This window comes from Paenibacillus sp. EC2-1, from assembly GCF_049311625.1.
Taxonomy (GTDB): domain Bacteria; phylum Bacillota; class Bacilli; order Paenibacillales; family Paenibacillaceae; genus Paenibacillus_AQ.
This window is the reverse complement of the sequence record NZ_CP186006.1, coordinates 2,592,447-2,617,290: the sequence shown is the minus strand read 5'-3', so window position 1 is coordinate 2,617,290 and position 24,844 is coordinate 2,592,447. Positions and strand designations below refer to the sequence as shown.

The following is a 24,844-nucleotide window of genomic DNA, read 5'->3' as shown; positions in this document are numbered from 1 at the left end:
TCAAGCTTAATTGCATATTGCAAATAAAAATTGTATAACTAAGACATGAGGTGATTTTTAATGGAAAATCCACGTGAATTGTTTCAAATCATGACGCGAAGCTTTGGTCTTCTGAATAAAACTTGCTGCAATATTGAAGGAAATGACATCTCTTTAGTACACAGCCACATTTTGTATGAAATAGATCGGCAGCATAAACCTTCAATGCAACAAGTCGCAGAGGTTTTGGGAACTGATATTACAACGTTTAGCCGACAAGTCCAATCCTTAATCAAATTGAATTTAGTAAAAAAAACACCCGATTCTCAGGATAGAAGAATTTACTCGCTTACTCTTACCGTAGAAGGTAAATTCATAGCTACTATGTTAGATCAACAAATAAACAGCTATCTAGATGAAGTGTTTTCATATATGACCGAGTTTGAAAAAGAAACGGTACTTCACTCCGTTAAAATTTTTAACGAAGCGATGGCTAAAATGATTAAATGCTCACACATCATTTGATTATCCCTTTATCCTGGATATCGATCTGTACTGAAACCTTGATGTTTGCTTTACTAAATGCTTGTCCCCATTTATCTTGAACTTCTTTCCATGCATCATATTTATAAGCTCTGGCATACAATCCTAAACCAATTGGATCAATTTCGTATTCTTGAAATTTACTAATTAGGTTTTTAAATTGTATTTCAAGCTGTTCTGCTATCATTTTCTCCATAACTTTTTCATTGTTTTTAATGTCAAATAAAAACAAACGTTCTTTGAAATAAATCGGAATCTTTAGGTTGATATCGAAATGAAATCTGTCTTCTAGGTAATTCACTTTTACTTTTTTTGACGTTTTATTTAAAGTAAAACTGATCTTATTTGAACTAAAGATGCTATTAGTCTTATCAACTTCTGGAATAGGCATCGTAATAGAGAGTTCATTCTTTATTGGATGTTGTAACATTGGTAGCAATTTGTTGTTATCGATGTCAAGGGATGTGACATACTTTCCGTCCATATCTAGTAAAGACGTTCCTTTAATGATTATATCTTGATCCTTTGTTATTTCAGTGATGGCTGGAGTTAGCCCTTTCTCAAACATTTGCCGGTGTAGCTCTTGAAGCGTCGTCTTCATTGTGATGCTTCTTTGATTTGCTGTCTCTAGTTTTTTTATTAATTGCATGGCAAGACGAGGTTTATCTTTAGCGTGGTAATTAATGAGATCCGAGACAGGACCGTCAACTGCTACTACTTTAGCGTTCGCCGAAAACGTTGGATCACGGTACAAAGTGTCAAATAACTGAAACCAATTATCCTGTTGCAATATTTTTTTTCCAACCAAAACTATCTGTAATTTCCCGCTAGTGGTTAGTCCAATTGCCTTAGCATCAAATTTCCCCCTAGATTCGTATAAGGTTTGAGAATTCACCTCATAAACTTCTGTTTTTTCCTTTGCCTCTTCACTGAATATCGGACCTGATAGATAAATGAGCAGATTATTATTTTCATCTAAATCGAAACCAAGAATCAGAGGTAAAGTTAAATTCTCCAAAACTTGCCTACTTCCGTTGCATCCCTGAAGAACAATCACAATTATCAGCACAAGTGTCATCTTAAAACATCTTTTCATTTATGCATCCTCCTGTGCAAATGATCGAATGCTGTCATATAAAACCAAAAACAGAGTGGAAACACAAACGCTATAAGAATTCCAACCTGTTCTATATATTTCACAATACGTTCACTGTCGTTGAAAGATATATTCAAGAAGTAGGTTACTAATACAAATATTAAAAATACCATCAACAAAAGCGGTGTATAATTCTTCTTACCAAAAACCTGAACTATAGAAGTTACCGAAAAAAGCAAGTATGGAATCCACACTTTTGAAACAACGATAATATAAAAGGTAAGCAAAATAATATCAAATCGCTCAATAAATTCAAATTCAATAACTTTTAATATGCTAAGTGTAGGCTCGTATAATTGGGTTATTTGATCTGGACTGAAATATACGAAACATACAATTGTCACGTATAAATAAACAAGCATAGTTAATGAATTTGCAAAAACGATACCGATAGAAGCTCTTTGTTTGTTTTGCAGATATGGATATAAAAAAAAGGCGATTTCAAATCCAAAAAAGGATAAAACTGACGAACTGGCTGAAAGTAGTACCGGTTGAATTCCCTCCTTAAATAGAGGGAGCAAATGAATCCAGTGACTATCTCCTAAAGGCATTAAAAACACAATAAGTAACCATAAAGACATAAAGAACACAAGCTCTGCATACCTTCCAATGGTTTGTACACCACCTCGGATAATTAGATATGACGGAATTGCAAAAAGGATTAAAAGTACATATATTGGTGTAGGTTGCAATACCCATGACTTCACGTGTAGAGCCATGCGTTGCATCACAAAATATGCCAAAGAAATCATATACATAACAATAACAAGGGTTATCACTTTCCCAATCCACTTCCCAAAGTAACGCTGTAATAAATCAATCAAGTTCTGATCTGGGTGTCTTTTCATCACTTGAATGATCACTAAACTCGCCACTAGGGATACGATCCATCCTATAATGATTCCCATCCATCCATCCGTTCCTGCTATCTCAGCTAATTGAAGCGGGAACTTTGTAATGCCTATGCCAACTTGTGCTCCGTGAATTATGAAAATATACTGCATAAGGGTAATTTCTTGTTTTGCAGACTTCTTCATTTTTCTTCCTCCTGTGACCTGTTTGAACCCATTCTTTTCGATTGAACCGCTCTAGTACTTTTAGGTCGTATGGTCATTTTCCAAAGTGGCGCTCGAATAACTAGATCTTTCCAATCTGAGAACCTAATGGGCGCTAATGGAGCCCCATATGGTGTACCAAGAGATTCCAGTGACAGGAGGTGTGCAACAATGATCATAAATCCGATCACGATTCCAACTATTCCAAACATCCAACCTATTATCATCATCGGGAAGCGGATTAAGCGAAGACTAGAAGCCAAATCATAGTTCGGGATGCTGAACGAAGCAATGGCAGTAGCCGCTACAACGATGACCATAATATTACTGACAATACCTGCCTCAACTACAGCTTGACCAATAACAATACCTCCAACAATACCAACTGTTTGTCCTATAGGTGCAGGGAGGCGGATTCCTGACTCACGTAACAACTCTAATGTGACTTCCATCAATAATGCTTCTATTATTGGAGGAAATGATACTCGTTCTCTCGATTCCCCAATTGAAATCAACAAATCCAGTGGAATGAGCTGAAAGTTAAAAGAAATAATCGAAATATATATAGCTGGCAAAAAAATAGCAATCATAAATGCTAAAAATCTAAGTATTCGTAAAAAGGAAGCCACCATCCAGCGTGTGCTATAGTCATCTACATTTTGTAGAAATGAAATAATGCCAACGGGTGCAATCAATACGCTAGGAGATCTCTCCATAATTACGCACATTCTTCCTTGCAATAATTGGGAAGCGGCAGAGTCAGGTCGTTCCGTCATAATGAATTGTGGAAACGGTGAATATGGATTGTCCTCGATGAACTCTGCTAATTCGCCTGTATTGAGAATGCAATCAACATCTACCTGACGGATCCGATTTTCTAACTCTTGTAGAACTTCTGGATGTGCAACATCCGCTAAATATAGAATAGAAACTTTGGTGTTAGATCTTTTTCCAATGGTGTATTCTTTAATTTTCAATTCGCGATTAGCAATAAAACGACGAATCATGGATACATTTTGACTAGCGGTTTCGGTAAATCCTATATGAGCCCCTTTTAGAGAAGCCTCAAGTTGAGGGTCTTCAATCCCACGTTGTGGCCATCCTTGGGTATCAAATACTTCTACATGTTTATAGCCATCGATAAATAAGACGCTTTGTCCCTGTAAAATGGCATTCTCTATCTGCTTCCAATCATCGATCACATTGACACCACCGAGAGTAACTACAGAGTTATTATCAGCCTCTTCACTTGTCTCATACATCAACGGACGAAGAATATCGTTATTTATCGAGACTTTGTCTGTTAACCCATCTAGATATACAAGGGCACTCTGGCTTCCAATCTGTTTGTATTGAAACGTACGAATAACCAAATCAGGTGTATCATTAAACAGATTATGTAAGTGTCCTAAGTTTTCCGATAATGTATTACTCAACTTCAAATGGTTATGTATTTCTTTCGTTTCCATATTATATTTTTTTCTTGGATTGTACCGACTGCGGAGAAATCTCATGTATGATCACCTCTACAGTAGTATTTAGTAAAATGTGTAGAATATTCATCACGAGAGAATAAGCTACCACTAAGCTAAAAGGACGGATTGTACATGTTGTAGAGGATTTTTTATCAAATAAAAGCAGCTTCGGCTAGTTCGAAGCTGCTTTTATCGGTATTGTATAGAGATACCTATTCATTCAATTAAAACTGACCAGTCCGGATCTGTGTAACGTTTATTTACGACTTCTCTAACCAGTGTAAGCTCCTCAGGAATCTGACTTAACCCTTCAATTCGAAATTGAAAAGGATTCGGCATGTTACGATCTCCCATTTCAATCAATCCCTCTTTCCAGCTATCTGGTCGCGTGTTTATATAACTTGATGAGCCTCTAAAATGTGCTTCATATTTCTTACCCTCTGCATCGTATGCGCTCCATTGATTATTCAAAATTTCATTTTCTATTTCCCCATAAAATGAAATGGCTGTTTCATAACTTCCATCTTCGTTTTGCGAATCTTCTAATGATGCCCCTACCAATTCAAATGTATCATTTTCAATTTTAAAAGTTTTAGGTTCTGTCAGATCTGAAGGCCTAAATGAAAACTTGCTTCCGTCTAGTTCCGTGACATAATATCCATCCAGAATGAATCGATAAGGTTCGTTCTCAGGCAGAAATCTGAACGTATAACTCCAGTGCATTTTCCCGTTTTCAATCACACGAGAATCAGATGTCATCAAGGTATATAGTGATTCACTTTTTCTCGCATTCACCGAATGAATCTCTTCCCCTTCTATCGTTTCAAAATGAAAGCTGAGCATTTGATTCTCCCACAGATCACCTGGGGATCTTGCTAGTGCCGCCTCGTCCAGTTCGGTCTCCAGCTCAAAACGTACTCCCTGCACCATTCTAGTCAATCTTTTTAAGGTAACCGTCATACCATTCGGCGTAGTATAACTGCCATTGAGTTCTTCTGTCCTAGTCTGGCGATTGGCCTCTTTCATGTCGATATCAAAGCTGAAGTTCCAGTCTCCTTGGGTAAGTTTATCACCGCTTCTACCTAAAGAATGAATATTTCCTTCGATTGTAATCTTATCCGTCTGCATCGGTTCATCTATAAATGCAACCATATAATAAAAATCATTCGTGAACCCCATATCATACATGGTATCGATTATATTTCCTTGATCGTCTTTAATTGAAATCGTGTTTTCATCATTAAGGAATAACTTATCACGTACATGCTTGCCTTTTCGATCGAATAGCTGCAGAGCAATCGTTACTCTGGTTGGATCTGCCACAGCTTCGTTGATTACTAACGTATAACCTTTGTCTTTCACCTTGATCTGAGGATTATGCACGAGTCCTAATTCCTGTGCCTTCAATAGGCCGATATCCGGATGATTTTTAACGAATAAAGATCGGATCATTTCAGCAAATGTAGGGACCGTGTAGAATGAAATCGTACTCAATACGAGAAAGAGACTTAACACCGCTGCTACCCATCTCCATTTATTTTTCGGATAAGCTTTTGTTACATTCTGTTCAGGGAGTGAGTGAAGTGAATGTTCTACAGCCACTTGCACCAGATCAGGAACAACCAGTTCTTGCGTTTTAGATTTCAACAAACGTTTAAGTTCACGGTCAACCGGCTCATGATAATTCATATTTACTCCCTCCTTCCCTTAAGACGAGCTCTGATAATTGCTGCCTTGCCCGGTATAAACGTGATTTTACCGTTCCTATAGAAACATCAAGCACCTTAGATATTTCTTTAATTGATAAATCTTCGATATAAAAAAGCGTGACTATGATTTGAAGTTGTTCATCCAGCCCATTTATGACCTCAAATAGCTCGATCTGTTCATAGTCACCGATATATGATGTTGTTCTCATATCATAAGGGGTCGGATAGTCCCTTTTCTTTTTCCTGATCATGTTATTACACTCGTTGATCAATATACGGATAAGCCATGTCTTAAAGTAAGCCGGTTCTCTCAATGTATGTATATTCGAAAAAGCTTTAGCGATCGCTTCCTGCATCGCATCCGCACAATCATCATCATTGTTCAAAATGGATCTGGCTATAACATAAAGACTCTGTTGACAAGCCCGGATTAAGAATACAAAAGCTTCTTTATCCCCTCGCTTTGCAAGCTTCGCTTTCTCATAGATTTCCACTTCATTTCCCCTTCCTGCCCGATCTCTTTATACATTAGATCACCAAAGGTCTGATAAGGTTCACAAAAAATATCAAAAATTTCAAAATATACATAAAAAATAGCCTGTAGAAGCAACAGGCTTATTCCATGGTATCGATTTGAGAAAAACTCTCAATAATGCAATCTGCTCCCGTCAAATCTTGATCTCTAGATTCAGGATTGCGAAAACCTATACAGAACATACCGGCTCTCTTGGCTCCTATTATTCCATTCGTAGAATCCTCAATGACAATGCAGTCGATAGGACTAACATTTAATTTTGATGCTGATACAAGGAATACATCAGGAGCAGGCTTAGACTTCTTAACTTCATAACCGCTTACTACACAATCGAAATACTGCGTCAATCCGAATCTATCTAGAACGAATTCAATTTTTGGTCTTGCCGCCGAGGAAGCGACTGCCAATCTTTTATTTGAGGTAGCCAACCTTAGAATAAATTGTTCTACACCTTCAACCAAATTCTCTTCACTAAGCGATTGTTTGAAGGCCGTTTGATATGTTTCCTGAAATGCCTGCGTCAAACTTGAAATAGTTCCAGGTAACACATTAGTTTCATTTATACACGACAATGCTTTAGTAGTTGTCATACCTATTAACCGTGTAAAATCAACATCTTTAACACCTAAGTCTTGTATAAAAGTCCTTAGCGATTCTTCATATAACTCTTGACTATTTATAATGACTCCATCTAAATCAAAAATTACTGCTTTGCCGATCCTTAACATATTCCACCACCAAATCATTGTTATCTTAGATATGAAAAATACAGCTATTCAAACATAATCTTTTCATATTTCTCTAAGTAATCGATTGGAATAGCTAGACCTACGGTGACAGATTGATCTCCTTGTGATGTAGTTGTTGTGGCATACACAACTGCAATAACATTTCCCTTATGGTTAAGAACAGGGCTGCCGCTGTTTCCGTTATGAATTGGCGCTTGTATCATAAGCATGGGAAGTTGGCGACTCTCTGATGGGGTTAATCCTAGCACGGTGCCTTCAGTGGCAATTCGGTAGAATGCCAGCGGATTCCCGATGACATGAATAGGATCGCCCTTTTGATACGCTATCTCTGTTTCCAAATCCAGTGTATGTAGGTTATTTGCATTGTCTCTAATTTTAAGTATCGAGATATCGATTTCACTATCACTGACGATAACATCTGCCAGATATGTTTTTCCATTAAGAAATTGGATTATGCCAGCTTTGTCATCATCTATGACATGTTGATTCGTAATAATGAGACCATTTGACGCGATATTGAACCCTGTTCCTTTCCGATCACCGAAACTAACGTTGACAACGGCTTGCTTATATTGCTGGATCTGTTCATCTTGTGATAACTGTGAATCCTTTTTCAAAAATCGTAGTGTTGGTAGATTATAAATCTGTGGTATAAAAGCGATTAGATTTCCGAAAAGTAGAATGGCCAGCATCATAATAATCGTTTTTTTGATCCATGTTCTTTGGGGTGGGGGATTCAGCTCATCCTCTTCATGGTCATCCTCCAGGTTCCAAAATTCTTCTTCCCATTCAGCTGGGACATCGGAATCATTTACTTCATCGGTGGGTGTTTTGGGATCATCTAGCTCATCGTTATGGATGGAAAATACCTCCCTGCTAATGAGAAATAGAATAAAATTATTGATTCTAGATGATTATACCAAACACTGGCAGCATGTGACTGACAATTCGAACATTTACATGTAGCTGATAAATCAATAAATCGTGAAGTATCCCTTGGTTTTTTTCGTTTCGAAATGCACAAGATATATTTGGAGGTTGAGAAAAATGTATACTTTGCACGTTTGTATGTTGTTAATTAGTCTGTTAACAAGCGGTTGGGAACAAGAAGCAAATCCTTCTCTGCAATCACAAATCGAGACAAAACAACCCGCATCTGAAACTCAACTCATCTCACACGGTAACACTGAATCTATTCCTATCTTGATGTATCATTCGGTTAGCATCAATCCATCTACTACGCTTTCTGTGCCCCCAAAGGTATTCTATAAACAAAAGGAACATTTAAAGAATTCAGGATTCCATACGATCACGTTCAAGGATTTAATGAGTTGGAAGATGAGTCAACAGCTCCCAGATAAACCGATTTTGATTACTTTTGACGATGGCTATTTAGATAACTATACAGTCGCTTACCCAATCTTAAAAAAACTTCAAATGAAAGCAACAATATTCGCTACCAGCGATTTTATTGGTTCACCCAATCACTTGACTTGGAGTCAAACAAATGAGATGGAACGCTCTGGTCTCATTGAATTTGGTGTACATACCCGGCATCATGTAGATTTGACAAAAAGTAACCCGCTCCAACTCGAGGACGAAATTTCGGGCGCTAAACAAAGGCTGGAGAAGAAATTGGGGCATCCCCTTATTTCTTTTGCGTACCCTTCAGGTAAATTCAATCAGAATGTTATACAGGTTGTTAAGCGTGCTGGATTTGAATTTGCGGTAACAACAGAACCTGGTTACGCCGAGAAAAAACAAGGGTATTTAACTCTCCATCGCGTTCGAATACCTGGCGATCAGTCATTAGCTGCCTTTATTCGAAAATTTCATTGATGTTGGATGTTAATCATTAATTTGTTGATCACCTATAGGTTTGGTTAATATCAAATGAAAAGGAGCAGATGCCTTAGGCACGCTGCTCCTTTTCACTTTAAAAGAATTGCTATCGCTTATAAGTTGACTCCTCTATGATAACTTTTCTATTGACGGTTGATCTTTATCGTTTTGATTCATTGCCTATTCCTATCATGGTATTTATAATTGAGAAATTACACCATGGATTAATGAACTCAAATCATTGAATCAACAACAACAATTATAAATATTGATCAAAACCAATTTAGAGGAGTAACTTCACAACATGATTAAACGACTCATTACGCTATTTTCAATTCCTTCTTATGCATTACTCTTTTTGTGTATGCTACTACAGGGAATGGGTATTTCACTCAGCGCCCCCTTCTTATCCATTTATTTCACAGAACAGCTTGGCGTATCTATCGGAATGTTCGGTCTTTATCTAGCCGTCACGTTAATTGCTGGGATATTTATCAGTACGCAAATCGGGAGACGCTCTGACCTCGGCTTAAATCGAAAAAGCGTCTATCTCTTTGCAACGCTATGTAATGTTCTAGCTTATAGCGGATACTTGCTCATTCATGAATTTTGGATTTTGTTCCTTTATATGATTGTATTCACCGCTCTCGGTGCACCAGGGATGCCTCAGTTGTTCGCTCTTTCTAGAGAAGCGGTAATAAAGAGCAAGTTTACGGACCCTGCGTTAGCTAATTCTACGTTGCGTTCTGCTTTCTCTCTCGGATTTATTTCAGGTCCGTTAATTGGTACTCTTCTCATCGCCGCAGTTGGGTTTAAAGGGATTTTCTTGGGTACGATCGGAGCTTTTCTATTAGTTATCCTACTTGTTTCTCTATTTCTCAAATCAAACACAGAAATGAATAGCAGTCATGCGAATGTAAAAATAAAAAATTTCCGGCTGTCTCAGAACCGTAATATTTTGCTTCCTTTTCTGATTATGATACTCATGTACACGACGCACTGGATGAGCAGTATAAATACTGCACTCTTTATTACAACCAATCTAGGGGGAACAACAAGAGATGTAGGTCTAGTCAGCAGTATTTGTGCCGCCTTGGAAATTCCTTTTATGCTTGTACTCGGCTTACTCAGTGCAAAGTACAGTAACCGAATCTTGATGCTGTGCGGGGCCGTTCTAGGAGGGGTTTATTATTTCGTTATCATTATTTCAGAGACGATGTGGCAGATGATTGCAGCACAAGTATTACTGGCCGTTTTTGTTGCCGTTATTTCTGCAATTGGTATTAGCTACATCCAGGATCTGCTTCCAAGCATGCCTGGGTATGCATCTACGCTATACTCTAATTCCTCCACAATCGGCAGACTGATTGGAAGTCTTGTGGGTGGTGGAGTAGCTAGCATTGTAGGTTACCGTTATTCATTTATATTCTGTTTTATACTCATCATTATCGCAGTGATTATGCTTGCGGTGAGTGGCCGTCAGTCTGCAGATGAACCACAGGTTTCAACTTAATTTATTAATTATCACTCCTTTTAATTCAAACCCCCGTTAGCGAATGGGACCATTAGTTTAACAAAGGCAGTTGATCACAATGATCAGCTGCCTTCTTGTTGAGCTATCGTTGGAAAATCACCTAACTCTCTTTCATACTTCTCAGATCTTTTTCGATCTAGTATCAATCAACTTATAAGATCCATTAGTTTCGCATAAACGACTCTAAGCTTAGACTCCGTTTGTTCTGACCTAACGGCTTTTTCAAGCTTTGTACGGCTTCCGAAAATCCGATATAGAACCTGCTCCCGTTCATATATTTCTTTAGACAACAGCTCTTGAAGCAGCACTTCCGCTAGCTCGACCCGATCAATTACGAAGTTTTTCACAGGCCTGGCTTCCTCATTTCCTGCAAGCAGAATATCTACCAGTACTGGTATAAGCTCCGTATCCACACCATGTGCATCAATAAAGGCCTCAGCATAACCATCCTGTATCATTTGGTGCTCCGAATCTACCATCTCCATATAACGAGAGACAAGTGAGTAATATTCGCTGCTATATAGTCCCAGTCCGAGAACGGCATAGGTACCAGGCATAACCGACTTTTCGCTCGGCTCTGTGTCCTTGTACCACGCATAGGGTTCCATAGCGGTATTCGCATACACTTCTAGCTTATGAAAAAGGGCCGGATAGGTTAGCGCTCCTGCAAAAAACTGATGCAGTCCTGATTTAGCCATTTTTTTAAGAGGAAGATAGTACTTTTGTTTACTTTTCAGCTTCAGCTTATATTCCTTCGGAAATCCTTTCTGCAGCAATTCGGTAATGTGATCTAACGCTTCCCCATAAGCTGCTTCCTCCTCGATCAATATCCGGACTTCAATGGTCTGAGTTACATCATTATTATGAATTTCAACACGGCTACCTTTGTCTATTGAATCGAATTTCCCACTTCCTCGCTCGATATACTCCGCTGCCTGTTTTGAGCCAAGTTGGACCGCGAGCTTCAAATATTGCTCCCGGATATCCGGTTTCGATTTACCTATTTGCAAAGCGGCATACACAAAAAAAGAAAGCCCATCCTCACTCAGATTCAAAAGAGGGGTATCTTCCTTGAGTGTCCAGTCCATCGAATAGCTGTCTGCACGTTTAAAATAGCGAGGAAGAAAAATGTCTTGAATCCAACGATCCATAGCTGAAGTATATTGGTCAATCCATTCGTTCAAGCGTTCCCTGTTACTTCTGAGCTTGTCCGATAAACGCTGAATCAGAGGATCAACAACTACTTCTTCCTGTTCCATAAGATCAGGGTTCATCAAGTGACGAGAAAAGAAAAACTGGTCATCCCCACTTGGCAATACCGGGAGATCAGCCATGATTTTGGATGTTATAAACTTTTGTAATGATTCCTGGAGTTCGTTCAGCTTCTCTTCGTTTACGAGATGCTCGCAAATTTTTAAGTCTTCGTCCTCCATTTCAAAAGTAAGTACGAGCTGGAATCGGTAATCGAAAAAATGAAGACCTAGTTTATCTGATAAAAAGAGTTCCTCTACTCGCTCCCGTAATTGTGGATAAAGCTCAGATCTAATGAGTTCATCCGTGAGCTCAGCAATATAACGACCTGCTTCAATAGCATAAGAACTGTCCATCCAATCTAGTGGTTCTTCGACATCTATATGTATTTTTCCGTCACGCCAAGCTACTTGAAGAAAATCCTTAACTCCTGCCTGAAGCGAACGATGACCTATGAATCCATTTATTCTTTCACTCTCTTTCTTGTATATGGTCATCAATTCGCTCCATACATCATCTAAAAACCTCTGCACAGCTGCGTCCATTACCGCTCCTCCTGTTTGGCTAAATATGTGTTCCGAACAGAACCCCTATTTGTTCCCAGGGAATAACCATCTTCCCACGTCAGGTTGCTACAGACATAACATCTGTCCTCTGCTCTCTCTTTACGAAAATCACTTAACGCTTATAGTCAGGCTGTTCCAACATCATAGGATTCGGATTACTGAGTACCCAATGCACCGCTAGTTCGCACAGTCTTGCTGGTTCATCACTGCCATTTCCGTTATGAAGATCTTCCGCTAATGTTGCTGCCTCCTGAAGTTCATCAGGATTTAATGGCGTACCCAAGTTAAAGTAATGTATCAAGCTTTTGAGCATTTTACGATATTGAGTATCCCAGTTGATACCGCCATTATCTAAAATTTCATATGACACTTTGCCAGTAATACGGATAACTTCACCCTGTACGGTTTTCGCATGACCTTTTGAAGGAATTAGTAAATCCCAGAGTTCATTATGTTGCGCCTGCCATCCCTTTGTTGATACTGCTATTGAAGTGGCACCGTCGTACGTCTTACGCTTCTCTACCGGATGAACATCGAATAACTCATATAAACGTAGAAGTGCCTCATCCGTTTGTTTCAAATATTCTTTATTAAAGCCTTCTCTGTGAAATTCAAAGTCGTTTCCGATTCGTTTGATAGATTCTTTCATTTCCAGCGTTATAGTGGTTCCAGCGTTAAGTAAAATATCAGCTACTTCGACCATATTAACAATATCTGCGTTTCTGCACACGGCCAAAGCTTTTTCTAATGGAGTTTGACTCATATTATTTTTTGTGCTGATATTTGCGCCTTTAGTAACCAAGATGTGAACCGCTTTTGGCTTAAATGAACTTGCAGCGGCAAATAAAGGTGTCTCATTTTGATAATCAGTAGCTTCTAGATCTGCACCCAAATCAAGCAGCAATTCAGTATTTCCACACCAACTAATTGCATGATTGTGCAATGGTGTTCTTCCATAATTATCTCCAGCATTTATATCAGCACCCTGTTCCACAAGCCAGCGAACCAATTCATTCGGTATTTCAAAGAAACTCAAGGCTGTTGATTTACTATAACCGCCACGGGCATCCAATTCGCATCGGGTAAATACCTCTTTTAATGCGGATAGGTCACCTGCATGAATTAGTTCATCAAAATTTTTTGGTAAGGTTTTTTTCTTTTTGCCCATATGTAAGTTCTCTCCTTAGGGGGAAGCTCCCCAAACTGTTTTTCATAATGAAGTCACTACCTAGGATCGCCGCCTTCTGCATAACTCCTTCAAAATTGGCCGTATTAAATAACTTCAGCCATTTCGTACTGACTTCCCCTCACTTCAGCAAGAGTAAGACGTACCCACTGATTAACTTCATCGTATCCGGATACTTCGGCGATCACTCGATAGCGTGGATACATCCATTCAGCAGGGGTTTTAGATTTCAAAGCGGATGTATCCGTTATACCTACCGCCTGAGGTTCCAGTAAGTTAATTAAAGTACCTTGTGGAAAAAAACCTTCTATATATCCTTCCACTCGAGTCCCGACAGGGAACAGACTTTGGGTCCGATTCCAATCTTCCACACCGAGTTGTAGTTGCTCGTGCCAGAGTTCCTCGAATTCCGTCTGACTAATCTCTTTATAGTAGGGTTCCTTAGCATCTAGTGGATGTTCTGCCAGCATGAAATGATATAGAGGATGCTTTCGATTCGATGTGATACAGATACCGTCATCATGATAAACCATCTGTCTGTATGCAACCCCATCAATATCAATTTCAAAATACCAAGTCCCCATTCCCGGCTCCTGAATATCTTTTAAATATTTCAAAACAATCACTCCAATCTACTGCACTTCCTGCTCCGTTCTATCAGAATCACCGACATGAATTTGGAAGTTCTCTCGTATGTTAATCACTACTAATATTATCCTATGTATACATAAATCCTCAATGTATTCGGAGATCATGTCTCACATATATAAAATGAGTTGGCTCTCCCATACAAATGGAGAGCCAACTCATTCTTTTTCTTCAAACTACTTTTAACAAGGAATAATCAAAACTATAGCTTAGTAATCAATTCTATCGCATATTTAGATATGCTTGATCCTGCAACGGTAACTTTGGTAATAGCAATAAGTTGAGTTTTCGTCATTAAGAGTTTTACAATCGTTCCTTGTGTCTTATAAGTTTTGGTCGTTGTTAGTGTTTTAGTATCTACTTGATTGATCTTGTTTTTAGTCGCTGTAAAAAACTTATTGGTATGTATCTTATTTGCAACAACGACCTCAAAGGGATCAATGGTCCCTGCATAGTACATATCCGTATTTTTATTATTAGTAGCCATAAAGACAAAGCCTGCACCATTAACAATATATTTTCCGTCTGGTGTAATACCAATCACGGTTGATAACCTGTAGTCTCCATGGTAGGGAGAGTCATATGTTGTCGTAATTTTACCTTCACTGATCCGGAATACATCGATATCTCGCGGGCTTACAGGAGTATCCACAGAATAAATACGGTTTTCTGAAGGATGCATTATAATATTTGTCTTATGGTAAACACTTGAAGAAGAAAGCTCCTTATGGGTAGAACGGTCATAACTCTTCATAAAAGTCCACTGTCCGGAACCGGATGTAATATAGACATGCCCTGCTTCATCTGCCACGATATCGTAAGGATCAATGTCGACATCCCATTCATCTTTCACTTTCAAAGTAATGGGGTCAAGTACCTTCACTGTTCCACCTTGTTCTCCATCGAATCGGTATGGACTATACTCACCATCGCTGAATATAACGTAAAGTTCTCCACGTGCATAGACTAACTTTCGTGGCGGTTTGTCGAAAGAATAAGAGATCTTAACTACCTTTTTCTGAGTAATGTCATATGAGAAAATGGTTGACTCTCTATCATCAATCGCGTAGATAACTTGTTTCGATGGATCAGTCACAGCTTGTTGGACAACTTCATCTAAAACATTCACATTCCCATCAGGGGTAACAGTAGGAGGTTGTGGCTTATCTTCTCTGAATTGATCTTGATTCAGCAACGAAATATTAGAGAAAGTCATTGAATTATATTTACTTATCCATGATTTTGAATAATCGATTGGTACAGCAAAATTCAAGTTCCCTTCTTCCAAACCTGATAAAGTAACACCAATGACTGCACCTTTCTTATCAAATAGTGCTCCTCCCGAACTAGCAGAATCGATTGGTGCTGTGAATTGAATCAGTCTTTGGTTATCAATGACACGAAATCCGCTCACGACACCTGTGGAGACTTTATTTTGCAATCCTTCTGGACTTCCTATTGCAACTACTGCTTGTCCTTTAGACAGGTTCTGAGTGGAACCGATATGAAGTGGAGGCACGTTCGTACGGATCTTCGCTTTCACTAAAGCTAAGTCGTTTTTCTTATCAACTGCAACAATCCCAGCCGCTTCATAAACCTGATCTTTTCCTGTAATGATGAGATAACTACTCGCTTCATTAATGACGTGATAATTGGTCAAGAATAAGCCGTAACCTACTGCAAAGGCGCTCCCAAAACCTATCGATTCCCCCTTTCGATCAAGGGATTCCAATAATACGACACTTTGTTCAAAGCCTGCAATTTGCTTATTAGACAAGGTCTTACCGGTATAAGGGCTTTTCGTATACGGCTCTAATATGAATTTCAAATAATCTACGATCTCAGCATCTCGATTAGCATTTAAAATGGACTTATTACTGATCACGAGAACTCCGCGGTTATAAAACACCTTTTTCCCTAACGTTTCACTGATCACACGTAGGGGCACAAATGTCCTGCCTTGTTTATATTCTGCTGGTGCATCAAGAGCTGTTTTCTTTCCATTTACGATTACTGTTTTGCTACCGAGTGTAATTTTTATTTCTTTCCCTGCATGGGTAATCGTTGCTACCGAGGTTGCCTGATTCCAAGCTACACGTGCACCAAGACTTTCACTAATGAATCGCAGCGGAACTAGCGTTCTTTGATTCTTAACGTATGGGACAATATTATAATTATTCTCATCAATGATTCGATCTTCATTGTCATAAATTGCATTTGGACTTCCAATAGATAATATTACAGCCTCACTAAAAAGATCCTCAAAATTGAGTTCTTTCGTCTCGGCCTGAGCATACCCGGAAATAGGATAGCTTAACAAGCTTAAAATCGTAATGAAAATTAGTAAACCACGCTTCATTTGATTCATTCTGTCTCCTTCTTGATGCATAATATGGGGTGGCTAACTCTGGGAAAGAGACTAGTCCATTAGATTTGACGCAGAATCTTGTATAATGTTTCATCCAAAAGATGAATACCATAACTTACCACGTCAATCTGTGATATGGATTCTATATTTATTTTTAAAAAGCAAAAAAAAGCTTGAACCAAGCAAGGTTCAAGCTTTGGAAATGTTATTTAAGTCTTTTCCAACCCTTTAATTAGCAATTGTTCATCATCTTTAACATAATTACAATGTTCATATGTCATTATTGCTGTGTTATTTCCTCGACCAGTCAGAACCTTCGTACTTCTTACCCCACGAGTTCTAAGAGCTTCTTCCAGACAAGTAATTATTGCTATTGCAATTCCCTTTCTTCGAAAGGCTTCTTCTACATATAGTTCGGTAATTTCTCCGTGTGGCTCTTCATAACAAAATGAATAATAAATTTGAGCACATCCAAATCCTACAGTTTTACCACTAATCTCTGCCACGGCAATCAATTCGTTATGATTTATTTTCATGCGTTCAGCTATCTTATCTAGAGGTCTTTTTTTACCTCCATTAAACTCTTGATTTAGCCTCGAAAGTTCTTCTGCATCCGTTAGATAAGCCAATCTTACATAGACATCTGTATCTATATTTATCACCTCCACATAAACATTCCGTTAGTCTAATCCTTTTTGAACAAAGGGAAATAACGCTCAATCTGCTCTATATCCTCTTGTTCTAACTCCCATCCTAAGGCATTGATATTATCAACGATGTGTTCCTTATTCGCAGCTTTCGGGATTGTAACTAAGCTTCGCTGTCTTAAAACCCAGTTCAATACAACTTGGTACGCTGTTTTACCGTGTTTGCTCCCTATTGTGTTCAGTATATTTCTTTCTATTGAACCCTCTTTAGGAAAACCGTTCATGCCCATTATATGTATATGAGGTGCAAATCCAAATGGCGAATAACCCATTATTGTCATCTTAGTCCTTTCGGCAAAAGGTATAATTTGAGCCTCTATACTTCGATCATGAAGATGGTACGGAACTTGATTGCACATCAATGGTACAGAACCTAAATGATTTTTTGCTTCTTTCATTAATTGAATACTAAAGTTGCTTACCCCGATGTATTTGACGTATCCCTTACGGACTAACTCAACCATAGCTGCCATCGTCTCTGAAACCTCATGCTGTTGACTTGGCCAATGCTGTAGATACAAATCAATGTGATTTGTTTTTAAACGTTCTAAGCTTGCCTCTGCCGCTCTAAGGACACCTTGGTAAGAACAATTTCTTGCAGAAACTTTAGTCACAAGAAAAATATCATCTCTAATACCATCGATGGCCTGACCAACAATTTTCTCTGCTCCTCCGTTCCCATATTCCTCCGCCGTGTCAATCAGTGTAAGTCCATGATGTATAACAAAACGCAGTGACTCTACATCCTCTTTTTCTCTCTTCTTATCTTCACCATATTTCCAAGTCCCTTGGCCTATAACAGGAATTCTTACTTCCGTGTTACCTAGCTTTCGATACAGCATCGTTAACCTCCTAAGGATATTGAAAATACTTGATTAATATAGATTTTATAGATTTGATAGTTTCGAGTGCCCTTTCCATCAACTGACTATCTGTAAATCGTTGCTGAGTAGATTTGGCCATCCTCTTCATCATAATGAAATGACAGGTTGCCTGAGCCAAAGTTGTAGATCATGTCATACACACCTTCAGCCTCATTGAAATATTCATTATTCGGTTTGCCTAGCCACAGCTTTATTGTTGACGGGTACAAATTTCGCTTTTCGGCAAAAAGATTGAATACCATAACTTTTGAAGTGGAATCCAGCTCATGGAGATAGGAGTCAAAGCCTATAGCATAGTTTTGATATACATAGAATGCACCCCATTCACCATTTTCTCGCAGTTTAGCTTTTTTAAGAGTGCTTTGGAGCGATTTATGAGTCATGCCGAGCTTGATACCAGGCTGTTCGGGAAGAATCCCTTTCTTTGCAGCAGTCTTCAAGCTTTCAAGGTAAGCATGGTCACCCATACCCGAGTTGGGCCATGATGGATGATTGTAATCCATGTATCTTGTGTCTGCCAAACGGAGTTCACGCTTACTCACATTAAGTTTGAACGTATTTACCGCATACTTGGCAACAGCATTATTGTAAAACTTGAACTGCAACCGCGCATCTGACAGCATGCGAACACCGTCCCCCCGCCCTGCTGGATAATAATCATCTATTTTCTTGCCATTAGGATTAACGAACTTCACGGGCATCAGCGACCCTGAACGAATAATAAAGGGAGTAGCCAGATTGAAATTGGATGTTCCCCATTCTGTAATCATCAGAATATCTGGTGTCCCCTTTTCTTTACTTTGAACCGAATAATGCCAGTTTTGAGGTAATGTAATCGTGTGCAGTCCCAGATTCACAGATTGAAGCTTTCCGTATGAAGCTCCTTTTTTAACAAGTGCGGCTTTATATGTACCTATGTAATTCTTATCTCCCGGTTTATTTCCGGTCCAATAATCCATTTCAGTCAAGGTTGATGACTTTTCATCTTGAGCGAAAATATAGACCGTATAGGAGTTCTGATAAGCATCCCGCAAAGTAAATGACAATCGACTTATCTTTTTTAATTTTTCAACAGGCATGCTATTCTGCTTCGCCTGTGCTGAATCTACTGACACAAACATGCAAACTCCTGCCAAAAAAATTACTAGCAGAAAGGTGTATAGCCTAGTTTTCTTTCGAGAATACTGAATCATCTTTTTGATTTCCCCCTGTTGTTATAATATGTATTTTTGTATTATTTAAATGTATCATCTTCCAAGGGTATTTCCTACCATCCATTTAGCTGTTCGGGAAACACTTCCACATTCTTAATATATCGACCGAGTTACTCGACTCAAAATCCACCTAAAAAAAGAAAAGCAGCCAGTCATTTTGAACTGCACCTCCAACTGTTAGAGTGTGTCTAACAATTGGGGGTCACTTCATTTGAGCAGCTGCTTCTTGTAATCATTCAATTGTCGTTCGCCTTTAGTTTAACGATGGCTTGCTATCGTTACTTAATCTTTCGCATTGCACCAAGAACAATGTTATATCCGTCAGGATCAAGAATATGGGCATTCTTAAATTCCCAATCGCCGTGTTCTCCCATAAACGGTTCGATTCCGATATTGCCACCGTTCGCACGCACTTCTTCGACAAATTGGTCTAGTTCCTCCCAACCGATATGCAGAAAAGTATCCCAGCCGTAGTCAGGACCTACCCATTCTGTAGGATAATTTGGGCGCTTTGCAGAAGCGACATTTGGTTTTACATCCTCGCTTGAAACAGCTTGCTGAAGAATGAAGCACAGGTCATCACGTTCCGCATGACCCCAATCATCCACAGAACAACCAAGACAATCGCGGTAATAGGACTGTGATTTCTGCAGGTCGGAAACTAGACGCACTTGAATCGGCTTCCCCAGTGTTATTCTGGACTTTTCATTGATTCCTTGTTCCCTCACAAATATACCTCCATTTTTGGTGTCATTCTGTAAAATCATTCGGCACCAACCCGAAGTATCCTTCACAAAAAAGAAAAACATTTACGATTTCACTATCTGCCAATTAGTTTATTAGAAGGCGTTGGCATCAGGTTTGCATAAAATCATATCAGGAATGATAAAAAGCTAAAAAGTCTCATAAAATGCGACTTTTTAGCTTTTTATATTAGCAGCCTATTATTTAATTGTAATTGCGATATAGTGTCTCGTTAATCATGATCTTCCTTTTCATCCTACGCAGATGGTCTAGATTCTGTCTTTATTCCAGATTTAGATATTTGTTCCGTAGGCGAGAGCTGCATCGAATTCGTTGTAAATCTTGCAATAATTAACCCAACTGCCGTAAGCCCTTCTGCTAACGGGAATGCTAGCCAGATAGAATCACTTCCGAAAAAGGTAGGTAAGATCCATAGCAGGGGCAAGAAAAGAATAAGGCTTCTCATCAAAATAATAGCTGAGGATAACTTGATTTTTTCAATAGCTTGGAAACATTCAGCATATACCAGATTAAACCCGAGAAATATATATCCGATAAAGAAGAGAGTTATTCCTTGCTTGGTATAGATCATAACTTGTTCCGATGTTACCCCAAACAACGCGATGATCGTCTCTCCCTCGAACCAGCCTATGAGCAAGATTGCGATTCCGAGTAATATACCTGTAACAAGGCCAAGTCTTACGAATTGCTGAAGTCTACCATACAGTTTAGCCCCATGATGGAAACTTACGAGCGGCTGAAGAGCTGCTCCTACTCCGATAAATAGCATAATAAATACACTGTGTACATAGTTGATCACAGCGTATGAAGTTACACCAATCTCTCCCACGAAATGCATAAAGGTAATATTATAAGCAATGACGGTTACCGCAATAGAAGCTTCTACAATAAAGCTAGGTAAACCAATTTGCAGAATCTCCAAAATGGTCGAACCTCTGAATCGTAATGCTGTAAATTTAAGAATGCTTTTCTTTCGAACAAAATGAGACAGTAACACAACAAAACCTATGGCGGTAGATAGAATTGTTCCATAAGCTGCGCCACTTACTCCCATATCCCATATAAAAATAAAAATGTAATTAAAAACAATATTTAAAATGGCCGTAATCCCAAGACCAAGCATCGCAAGTTTCGGATTGCCATCGTTACGTATGAAGATACTCAATATATTCTCCATCACATAAATAATACCAAACGTTAGAATGACAGAGAGATAATCTCTTACGTAAGGGAAAATCTCATCACTTGCGCCAAAAAGATAAGCAATTTCCCGTTGCTTCCATAATCCAATGATGATGAGTGAACCAACAATAAATATAGCCAGAAAGAAGGATTGTGTAAAAATAGACCTTGCTTTCTCCGGTTTGTTCTCACCTAACGCAATAGAATACAGTGTCGCGCCGCCCATGCCAATCCACAGCGAGATCGACAGCAGTATCGAGAAAATCGGCACGGCAATGTTGATTCCTGCAAGGGCTTCTGGTCCGATCCCGTTGCTAACAAAAATTCCATCCACGAGTATATTAATCGCCATAAGCATCATACCCAGTATTGAAGGAACCAAATAAGAAAAGTATAGTTTCTTCGTGTCTTTCGTTCTAAGATCAATGGATGTTTGATCTAAATGATTTATGCTAGTCATTGTTGTCACCTATTACCTATATAAATTTCTTTACCATTACTTTTTCTCCATTTTCATCTCTTTCTCCGTTAAAGAAAAATCCCGCTTTTTCGTACATTCTAATTGCAACGACATTGTCTTCGTACACACTTAAGTACACTTCTTCGCAGTTAAATTCTCTTCTAAGTTTTTCTAATAAGGCTACCAAGGCGAGGGATCCGAGCCCCTGACCTTGGAAAGAGGCATCTATTAATAGACGGTCCATCCAGACTCTCCCGTTATCTCCTTCTTCCGGAAAGAATCCGTACATCGCAAACCCTACTACTGATTCATCTACATACAGTCCTACAGGTTTGTACATTTTACATCGTTTAGCTTCCTCTAAACATGCCTCCACGGTTTCAATATATCCTGACTGTGTCTCTTTAACTCGGATCTGTAGAACCTCTTCCTTGTTGTCTTCCGTTACCTCACGCAACGAAATGCTCATGCTGTCGTCAATCCCTTCCGTTCCTTTTTCCGTCACGTTATACGTGGTATAGTTACATGGTAAAGTATCCGGTAACCATATAGTCAAGGAGAAGTAAAGCGATGAATGATGATATTACAAGGAAGTATTTTACGACAGGTGAATTCGCTAAGCTGTGTAATGTGAAAAAACAAACCCTTTTTCATTATGATGATATTGGACTATTATCCCCTGAGATTAAAATGGAGAATGGGTATCGGTATTATTCCTATCATCAGTTCGACCTCTTTCATGTCATTGAGTTATTGAAAGAAGTGGACATGCCTCTAAAAGAAATCAAGCGGTTTTTCGAGAACAAGACGCCTTTGCAGCTGATCGATCTATTGAAAAGCAAACATCTTGAAATGGATAAGAAAATTCATGACTTGCGTCAACTTCAAAAAATTATTGAAACCAAGATTAACATTACGGAATTGGCACTAAATGTGGATATTTTGGAGATCACACGGATTCATCAAGAAGAAGAACTCTTATTTCTTAGTGAATCGATACTGGACTGTTCCGACCGAGATTTTTTGAAATCTGTTGCCGAATTTATTGATGATCTGTACAAGAATGAATTAGATATGGGCTATCCTATAGGTGCGATGGTAAGCAGAGATAACATTTTAAAAGGAGACTATGGGAACTATACGTACCTGTACAATAAAACAGCCAAACATCTAAAAGGTGCTACTTATCATATCAAACCTAAAGGCACCTATATTGTGGCTTATCATAAGGGATCAGATGAGTACATTGCACAGACTTATCAGAAGATGCTGGATTATATACATGAACATGATATTCATATTGGAGGATACTCTTACGAGGAGTACATTTTGGATGAAATTTCGGTTAGCGGCAGTGAGAATTATGTCACCCGGATTATGATTGAAGCTTTGGACAATGAGTAGGCAATCAAATCAAAAGAAGTCGCGGTATCCGCGACTTCTTTTGATTGTATATTTAATCTATTTGTTGATAGGTTGACCTACAAAAGCTTGAACTTGTAACGGTGCTGTCAAATATTTCGGAGCTGTTGCAACGAATGCTTGAAAATGACTACTTGTATTGTGAGCTGCCACAGCTTCTTGGTCTTTCCACTGTTCAACCATCAGATAGGTGTTATCCTGCTCAATATCTTTCATCAGCTTGTACGACACATTTCCTGCCTCAGTGCGGGATGACTCAATAAGTTCTTGTATAGTAACGAGAAACTCTGCCTCTAATTCTGGGTTCACTTTCATTTCTGCATGAATAATAATCATGTCCATAACCTCACTTCCACTCCGCAATACGATCAATAGGGAGACGAGTTGTTTTACGTGCCTCTTTAGCCGCTTTACCAACAGAGATAAGCATAACCGGTACATAACGTTCCTTCTCCATACCGAAAGCTTCTGCAATGTTGGATTTATCAAATCCACCAATTGGGTTTGTATCGTATCCACGAGCACGAGCTGAAAGCATTAATTGCATGGATACCAAACCGCTATCAATAAGAATCATTTCACGAAAAGCTTGTGCTGGCAAACGTTCAAAAAGGTTAGTGTAGTTAGCCATCAGTTGATCTTTAATTTCTTGTGGCAAAAATCCTTTTTCCACTGCAGTACCCATAATTTCATCTGCATTTTCAAATGCCTTCATATCTGCGAATACAGCAATCACAGCAGAAGAAGTCGCTACTTGTGTTTTGTTACTTGGTGCAAGCTCTTCTAGGGTGGACTTACCTTCTGGACTCTCCACAACAAGGAATCTCCACGGTTGGAGATTAACGGATGATGGTGCTAATGTTGCCTCTTCCAAAATTTCATTCATTTCCTCACGGCTAATCTTAACCGTTGGATCGTACACACGAACTGAGCGCCGTGTCGTAATAATCTCTTTATAGTCATTGTTTAGGGATGTTACAGTCATCATATTCTCTCCTAATCTCTTTACTTAGTTGTCTTACTAGTTTCAGTCATTTGTTGAATCTGGCTGTTCAGCTTCCGCAGTACATGAATAAACTCAAGTCGTTCTGATTCCGTGAGGCCAGCTTGTAGATCCTCTAGAAATCGTTCTTTGTCCGCTTTAAACATCGCAACTTTACGTTGTCCTTCTTCGGTTAATTGAACTAACGTAATTCGGTTATCCTTCTCACACTTTGTTCGCATAAGAATTCCTTCAACTTCTAACTGCTTAACATGGCGGGTTACCGCAGCGGGGTCAATTGACACTGCTTTCTGGAGATCCGTTTGGCTGATCTGGCCACCCGTCAGTTTGCATAGAAGTTCAAGTCGATTAGGACTAACCCCAGCACATCGTTCAAACCGGGTTGCTATATGCTTGTTTAAATGTATTAGCAAATACAGCAGGTCATCTTTAAGACATGTAGAGATGATAAAGACCCCCTTCGATTCATTGACCTATCAATAGTTGATGGGTCAATATTATATCATTGTTTATAAAAAATCAAGTCTAAGTTTATGGGTAACTAATAATAAAGTTCTTTATAAATAAATGAAGCCACTGCTCCAATATCAGTGGCTTCATTAAATTTATTA

Annotated in this window: 24 protein-coding genes; 4 read left to right on the top strand and 20 right to left on the bottom strand. The window is 38.8% G+C overall.

All coding sequences use genetic code 11. The features are described from left to right. Nucleotides 1-60 precede the first annotated feature (60 nt). Entirely contained in the window at nt 61-504 is a 444-nt protein-coding gene (locus ACK8P5_RS12375; protein ID WP_422661226.1) for a MarR family winged helix-turn-helix transcriptional regulator, read from the top strand. Here ACK8P5_RS12375 and ACK8P5_RS12370 read toward each other — a convergent pair. From ACK8P5_RS12370 to ACK8P5_RS12340, 7 genes are all read right to left on the bottom strand, one after another. Continuing rightward, the gene (locus ACK8P5_RS12370; RefSeq protein WP_422661225.1) at nt 497-1,618 is read right to left on the bottom strand and encodes a Ger(x)C family spore germination protein; all 1,122 of its coding nucleotides are present in this window, start codon (nt 1,616-1,618) and stop codon (nt 497-499) included. The genes ACK8P5_RS12375 and ACK8P5_RS12370 overlap by 8 nt on opposite strands. After that, nucleotides 1,615-2,715 (bottom strand): GerAB/ArcD/ProY family transporter, encoded by a 1,101-nt coding sequence (locus ACK8P5_RS12365; protein ID WP_422661224.1) that lies wholly within the window; start codon nt 2,713-2,715, stop codon nt 1,615-1,617. Before ACK8P5_RS12365 ends, ACK8P5_RS12370 begins: the two co-directional genes overlap by 4 nt. Further along, complete coding sequence (locus tag ACK8P5_RS12360) at nt 2,712-4,247, bottom strand: spore germination protein (RefSeq protein ID WP_422661223.1); 1,536 nt, start codon at nt 4,245-4,247, stop codon at nt 2,712-2,714. Before ACK8P5_RS12360 ends, ACK8P5_RS12365 begins: the two co-directional genes overlap by 4 nt. Before the next feature lie 177 nt (nt 4,248-4,424). Continuing rightward, the gene (locus ACK8P5_RS12355) at nt 4,425-5,897 is read right to left on the bottom strand and encodes a DUF4179 domain-containing protein (protein ID WP_422661222.1); all 1,473 of its coding nucleotides are present in this window, start codon (nt 5,895-5,897) and stop codon (nt 4,425-4,427) included. After that, entirely contained in the window at nt 5,884-6,411 is a 528-nt protein-coding gene (locus ACK8P5_RS12350; RefSeq protein WP_422661221.1) for an RNA polymerase sigma factor, read from the bottom strand. Before ACK8P5_RS12350 ends, ACK8P5_RS12355 begins: the two co-directional genes overlap by 14 nt. Before the next feature lie 121 nt (nt 6,412-6,532). Continuing rightward, nucleotides 6,533-7,180, bottom strand: coding sequence for an HAD family hydrolase (locus tag ACK8P5_RS12345; RefSeq protein ID WP_422661220.1), 648 nt, complete (start codon nt 7,178-7,180; stop codon nt 6,533-6,535). A gap of 44 nt (nt 7,181-7,224) precedes the next feature. Then, on the bottom strand, nt 7,225-7,896 hold the full coding sequence (locus tag ACK8P5_RS12340; RefSeq protein ID WP_422661219.1) for a S1C family serine protease: 672 nt from the start codon (nt 7,894-7,896) through the stop codon (nt 7,225-7,227). A 352-nt stretch (nt 7,897-8,248) separates the two neighbouring features. Between ACK8P5_RS12340 and ACK8P5_RS12335 the strand changes: the two genes are divergently transcribed. Continuing rightward, a complete protein-coding gene (locus ACK8P5_RS12335; protein ID WP_422661218.1) occupies nt 8,249-9,040 on the top strand; it encodes a polysaccharide deacetylase family protein in 792 nt (263 codons plus the stop codon). A 307-nt stretch (nt 9,041-9,347) separates the two neighbouring features. Further along, complete coding sequence (locus ACK8P5_RS12330; RefSeq protein ID WP_422661217.1) at nt 9,348-10,556, top strand: sugar efflux transporter; 1,209 nt, start codon at nt 9,348-9,350, stop codon at nt 10,554-10,556. A gap of 167 nt (nt 10,557-10,723) precedes the next feature. Here ACK8P5_RS12330 and ACK8P5_RS12325 read toward each other — a convergent pair whose 3' ends face one another. The 10 genes from ACK8P5_RS12325 to ACK8P5_RS12280 form a co-directional block, all read right to left on the bottom strand. Further along, nucleotides 10,724-12,373 (bottom strand): DUF6138 family protein, encoded by a 1,650-nt coding sequence (locus ACK8P5_RS12325; RefSeq protein ID WP_422661216.1) that lies wholly within the window; start codon nt 12,371-12,373, stop codon nt 10,724-10,726. Nucleotides 12,374-12,506: 133 nt separating this feature from the next. Then, on the bottom strand, nt 12,507-13,562 hold the full coding sequence (locus ACK8P5_RS12320) for an ankyrin repeat domain-containing protein (protein WP_422661215.1): 1,056 nt from the start codon (nt 13,560-13,562) through the stop codon (nt 12,507-12,509). Nucleotides 13,563-13,666: 104 nt separating this feature from the next. Then, a complete protein-coding gene (locus ACK8P5_RS12315) occupies nt 13,667-14,197 on the bottom strand; it encodes a hypothetical protein (RefSeq protein WP_422661214.1) in 531 nt (176 codons plus the stop codon). A 233-nt stretch (nt 14,198-14,430) separates the two neighbouring features. After that, nucleotides 14,431-16,596: a stalk domain-containing protein gene (locus ACK8P5_RS12310; RefSeq protein WP_422661213.1), complete on the bottom strand. Its 2,166-nt coding sequence runs from the start codon at nt 16,594-16,596 to the stop codon at nt 14,431-14,433. Nucleotides 16,597-16,805: 209 nt separating this feature from the next. Further along, nucleotides 16,806-17,225 carry a GNAT family N-acetyltransferase gene (locus ACK8P5_RS12305; protein ID WP_422661212.1) on the bottom strand — a complete coding sequence of 140 codons (420 nt, stop codon included), beginning with the start codon at nt 17,223-17,225 and terminating at the stop codon, nt 16,806-16,808. Between the two features lie 56 nt (nt 17,226-17,281). Then, nucleotides 17,282-18,145 carry an aldo/keto reductase gene (locus ACK8P5_RS12300; protein ID WP_422661211.1) on the bottom strand — a complete coding sequence of 288 codons (864 nt, stop codon included), beginning with the start codon at nt 18,143-18,145 and terminating at the stop codon, nt 17,282-17,284. Between the two features lie 86 nt (nt 18,146-18,231). Further along, a complete protein-coding gene (locus ACK8P5_RS12295; protein WP_422661210.1) occupies nt 18,232-19,302 on the bottom strand; it encodes a hypothetical protein in 1,071 nt (356 codons plus the stop codon). Nucleotides 19,303-19,679: 377 nt separating this feature from the next. Next, nucleotides 19,680-20,168, bottom strand: coding sequence for a VOC family protein (locus tag ACK8P5_RS12290; RefSeq protein ID WP_422661209.1), 489 nt, complete (start codon nt 20,166-20,168; stop codon nt 19,680-19,682). Nucleotides 20,169-20,401: 233 nt separating this feature from the next. Continuing rightward, nucleotides 20,402-21,808, bottom strand: coding sequence for an MATE family efflux transporter (locus ACK8P5_RS12285; protein ID WP_422661208.1), 1,407 nt, complete (start codon nt 21,806-21,808; stop codon nt 20,402-20,404). A 16-nt stretch (nt 21,809-21,824) separates the two neighbouring features. Then, entirely contained in the window at nt 21,825-22,277 is a 453-nt protein-coding gene (locus ACK8P5_RS12280) for a GNAT family N-acetyltransferase (RefSeq protein WP_422661462.1), read from the bottom strand. Between the two features lie 101 nt (nt 22,278-22,378). Here ACK8P5_RS12280 and ACK8P5_RS12275 point away from each other — a divergent pair, with 101 nt between their 5' ends. After that, entirely contained in the window at nt 22,379-23,212 is an 834-nt protein-coding gene (locus ACK8P5_RS12275; protein WP_422661207.1) for a MerR family transcriptional regulator, read from the top strand. A gap of 57 nt (nt 23,213-23,269) precedes the next feature. Here ACK8P5_RS12275 and ACK8P5_RS12270 read toward each other — a convergent pair whose 3' ends face one another. The 3 genes from ACK8P5_RS12270 to ACK8P5_RS12260 are packed head-to-tail and all read right to left on the bottom strand — an operon-like array spanning nt 23,270 to nt 24,646. After that, complete coding sequence (locus tag ACK8P5_RS12270) at nt 23,270-23,566, bottom strand: putative quinol monooxygenase (protein WP_422661461.1); 297 nt, start codon at nt 23,564-23,566, stop codon at nt 23,270-23,272. Nucleotides 23,567-23,576: 10 nt separating this feature from the next. After that, nucleotides 23,577-24,215, bottom strand: coding sequence for a nitroreductase family protein (locus ACK8P5_RS12265; protein WP_422661206.1), 639 nt, complete (start codon nt 24,213-24,215; stop codon nt 23,577-23,579). Nucleotides 24,216-24,235: 20 nt separating this feature from the next. Then, a complete protein-coding gene (locus ACK8P5_RS12260) occupies nt 24,236-24,646 on the bottom strand; it encodes a MarR family winged helix-turn-helix transcriptional regulator (protein WP_422661205.1) in 411 nt (136 codons plus the stop codon). Nucleotides 24,647-24,844: the final 198 nt, after the last annotated feature.